The sequence below is a fragment of the uncultured Microscilla sp. genome (assembly GCF_947493425.1).
Lineage (GTDB): Bacteria > Bacteroidota > Bacteroidia > Cytophagales > Microscillaceae > Microscilla.
The window spans coordinates 1-3,400 of record NZ_CANLRP010000332.1; the positions used below are offsets into that span (position 1 = coordinate 1).

At 37.3% G+C, this 3,400-nt stretch carries 3 protein-coding genes; 2 read left to right on the forward strand and 1 reads right to left on the reverse strand.

Annotated features, from left to right (window positions below; all coding sequences use genetic code 11):
* Window positions 1-428 precede the first annotated feature (428 nt).
* On the reverse strand, window positions 429-1,901 hold the full coding sequence (locus Q0954_RS33290; RefSeq protein ID WP_299466176.1) for an anthranilate synthase component I family protein: 1,473 nt from the start codon (window positions 1,899-1,901) through the stop codon (window positions 429-431).
* A gap of 630 nt (window positions 1,902-2,531) precedes the next feature.
* On the opposite strand from Q0954_RS33290, the gene Q0954_RS33295 reads away from it, so the two are divergent.
* Together Q0954_RS33295 and Q0954_RS33300 are read left to right on the forward strand one after the other, a co-directional pair.
* Window positions 2,532-2,810 (forward strand): hypothetical protein, encoded by a 279-nt coding sequence (locus tag Q0954_RS33295; RefSeq protein ID WP_299466178.1) that lies wholly within the window; start codon window positions 2,532-2,534, stop codon window positions 2,808-2,810.
* Between the two features lie 13 nt (window positions 2,811-2,823).
* Window positions 2,824-3,141, forward strand: coding sequence for a hypothetical protein (locus Q0954_RS33300; RefSeq protein WP_299466181.1), 318 nt, complete (start codon window positions 2,824-2,826; stop codon window positions 3,139-3,141).
* The last annotated feature ends 259 nt before the right edge of the window (window positions 3,142-3,400 follow it).

The window sequence follows — 3,400 nt, forward strand, 5'->3', positions numbered from 1 at the left end:
GTAAGTCCTTAGATACCGATGAATATCGGTGCAATTAGCCATAAGCTACAAGTGAAGATAACTCTCTCATAATATGACAGTTATACTAGCATGTTAGGTATATTTTAGTTTTTTAGTCAGTAGTCAGTAGTCAGTAGTTGGGAGCTTCTACCAGGGTTTTCTTATAGAAGAATCTTTAGGAGAATATACCCCCGAAAAACCATATTTCTGCCTTGCCTGCTCCGAGCTTGTCCTCGGAGGGCAGTGTCTCCACGCCCGATCAAAACCTTGTGCTTTGCAGGCTGCAGCGAGGTTTCTCATTTTTTATAAGAAAGCCCTGGAGCTTCTACGGGCTATTGTTAACCCTTAGGTTTACGAGCAAACTACAATTACCAATGAAAAATTGATTTTAAGGGTTTTATAAAATTAACAGTCAGAAGTAGTAAACACTACCGACTACCAACTACTGACTTTACACTATCTGCCGCTTCTATAGCTTTACGCAGGGCTCGAAGCTTGTTGTTGACTTCCTCGAGCTCACCTTTAGGACTCGATTTAGATACTATACCTCCACCTGCCTGATAGTAAAGTTCATTGTTTTTGCTCAAAAAAGAGCGAATCATAATTGCTTGATTCATGTTCCCTTTAAAATTCAAAAAACCAATGGCACCCCCATAAAAACCCCGGTTTTGATTTTCGTATTGGTCAATCAATTGAATAGCCTTATGTTTGGGGGCTCCCGAAAGTGTTCCTGCCGGAAAAGTATCGGCAAATAGTTGAATCCCAGAGGTTTTATCATCAATGTTGGCGGTTACCTTAGACACCATGTGAATAAGGTGAGAATAGTACTGTATTTCTTTGAAAGCCTCTACCTGCACCCCACTTCCGTTGCGGCTTAGGTCATTGCGTGCCAAATCTACCAACATGACATGTTCAGCGTTTTCTTTCTCATCTGCAAACAATTGCTTGGCAAGCGTAGCGTCAGCCGCATCGTTTCCGGTACGCTTGATGGTACCCGCTATAGGGTGAATGGTGGCTTGTTGATTGCTAACTACCAGCTGGGCTTCGGGCGAAGACCCAAATATTTTGAAACTGCCATAATCAAAATAAAACAAATAGGGCGAAGGGTTGATAGAACGTAAGTGGCGGTATACATTAAACTCATCACCTAAAAACTGTTGAGAAAATTGACGCGATAGCACCACTTGAAACACGTCTCCCCGACGGCAATGATGAATGCCCTTCTCTACCATAGCAATGTACTCTTCATCACTGATATTAGAGGTTTCTTTATTGATAATCTGAAAGTCGTATTGGGGGAAATTATTGCTACGGATCAGGTTTTCTACCTCTGCCAGTTCAGCTTCGAAAGTAGTGCGGGGAGCGTTTTCGTAGTAGTGTTGAAAGATGTAAAGCTCATTTTTAAAATGGTTAATGGCAATTACATATTGGTAGGTCTGATAAAGTATGTCAGGGATTTGGCGGGCGTCGTTGGTAAAAGTTTTAAAGTTTAAATCTTCAAAATATCGAATAGAGTCAAAAGAAGTGTAACCAAACATACCATTGTAGATAAAATCAAAGGGCAGCTTTTCTGACTCAAACAAATTTGAAAAATCTTCGAAATGCCCCACTACATCTTTAGGTGGTTGCCCGTTTGCCTGGCTCAACCCTGCCTTGTCCAGTGAAATGGTCGAGCGGGTATCATCAGGAAACAGCATGTTTACCTGTTGTTGCTGTACCTCAAACCTGGCAATGGGCTGAAAACAGATGTAGGAAAAACTATTGTCTGCTCCGTGGTAGTCTGAGCTTTCGAGCAACAAAGCGTTGGCAAATTTATCGCGCAACTTTAGGTAAATGCCCACTGGTGTAAGAGTGTCGGCAAGTAGTTTACGATAACGGGTTTTTAATGCGTACTTTTTCATCGTGTTTTGTCAAATATTTCTTGTGTGTTGTCAGTAGTGGCAAGTGCTTAGATTGACTATTCATCACTTACCACTACTTGTCGTTAATGCTTACTGTTACTTATTAAAGTGTCTCATTAGAACTACCCCAAAACGCAAAAAGGCTTCCTGTGAACAGGAAGCCTTTTTGCTTATATCTTTATGTAATAAAGTTTTACACGTATACAACGGGGCTATTCACAGAAGAGAGTGCTCTTTTGTGCCACCACCAACATTTTGTAGTATGTAAACTTTTTTTGTTCATATTCAAAGCAGTTTTGTTTTACTTTATGGTCGCAAACCTAAAAAAGCACTTCCATAAAAGCAAACATTTTTTTAGTTAAATTTTAACATTACTTGTCACCTTGGCTAATTAATAGTCGATTTTGTCTGATAATCAGTTACTTGTAACTTGTCAAATAACCTATTATCAAACTTTATATAATAATAGTCTATAACCGAGTCGAGTAAATGCTCACCAGATAAATTTCTTAAAACTGCTTACCAATCTCTTTTTTTGAGTATTGGTACTTTTATTACAATTTTAAAGACGCAGTAAAAAAAGAGTTTAACAAAAATTTGAAAGAAGATTTATCAATTAAATAATTAGTGATGAAAGATATTAAAATGAGTAGGTTCGAAGTTTTTAAGGATGGTATAGCCATCGGTTACACGCGATTTCCTCCCTTAAAGCTTTTTTTTGGAACAAATAGTTCAGAGAAAATGGAGAAGTTTTCAGATGAAAATGATCCAATAATAAAAAATAAGCAAAAAATTTTTGAGGAAACATTTGAGCATATTGTAAGAGTATGTGCAGATGCTTCAACGAATGAAAAAATACTTAAAAATTGTCTAGTATATGAGGATGAAAATATTTTATCTTCTATTTAGAAAGTGTTACAATATGAAGTCAAAAATAATTATAGAGGATATTCTAACATTTAGTGGCAAACCTTATGGGGAAAACCGAGCTTTGTATGTTATAAAAATACTTTTGCCTACCTTTCAAGAAATTTATTTAAACTATGATGCGCCTTTTACCAGTGAACCATACATAGAAGTAGATCATAGCTTAGATGGACAGGTATGGTATCATCTTACCAATGAAAAAACAATTCAATGGACATTACTGCTTGCTAAAATATACAGGGATAAAATTAAAGCCAAGATTACGATCAATGAGGAAACCCGTGAGGTGTTAGACATACAAAAAGCAGAATAATAACCCATTACAAATTACCAAAAATACTCAAGCCTAGGGCTTTTTGTTTGATTGGCGGCTCAAAGTAATTTGTTTTCGCAGACGTGTGTAGAGATTGCTTTTGGTTCAGGTAATTTAAACTATTTATACGTATCCATTCCACGAAGTACAGGTAAGCCAAGCAACAACGTCTTTATAGGATGTTATTTTTTAAAATTTTGTGGGTAAAATTGATGAATATCTTGGATGGGAGCCTCCATGATGTTCTCGAGGGTATACT

Excerpts from the sequence above, each read along its gene's own strand:
- Q0954_RS33290 (WP_299466176.1), bottom strand. The coding sequence starts at position 1,901 with ATGAAAAAGTACGCATTAAAAACCCGTTATCGTAAACTACTTGCCGAC.
- Q0954_RS33295 (WP_299466178.1), top strand. The coding sequence starts at position 2,532 with ATGAAAGATATTAAAATGAGTAGGTTCGAAGTTTTTAAGGATGGTATA.
- Q0954_RS33300 (WP_299466181.1), top strand. The coding sequence starts at position 2,824 with ATGAAGTCAAAAATAATTATAGAGGATATTCTAACATTTAGTGGCAAA.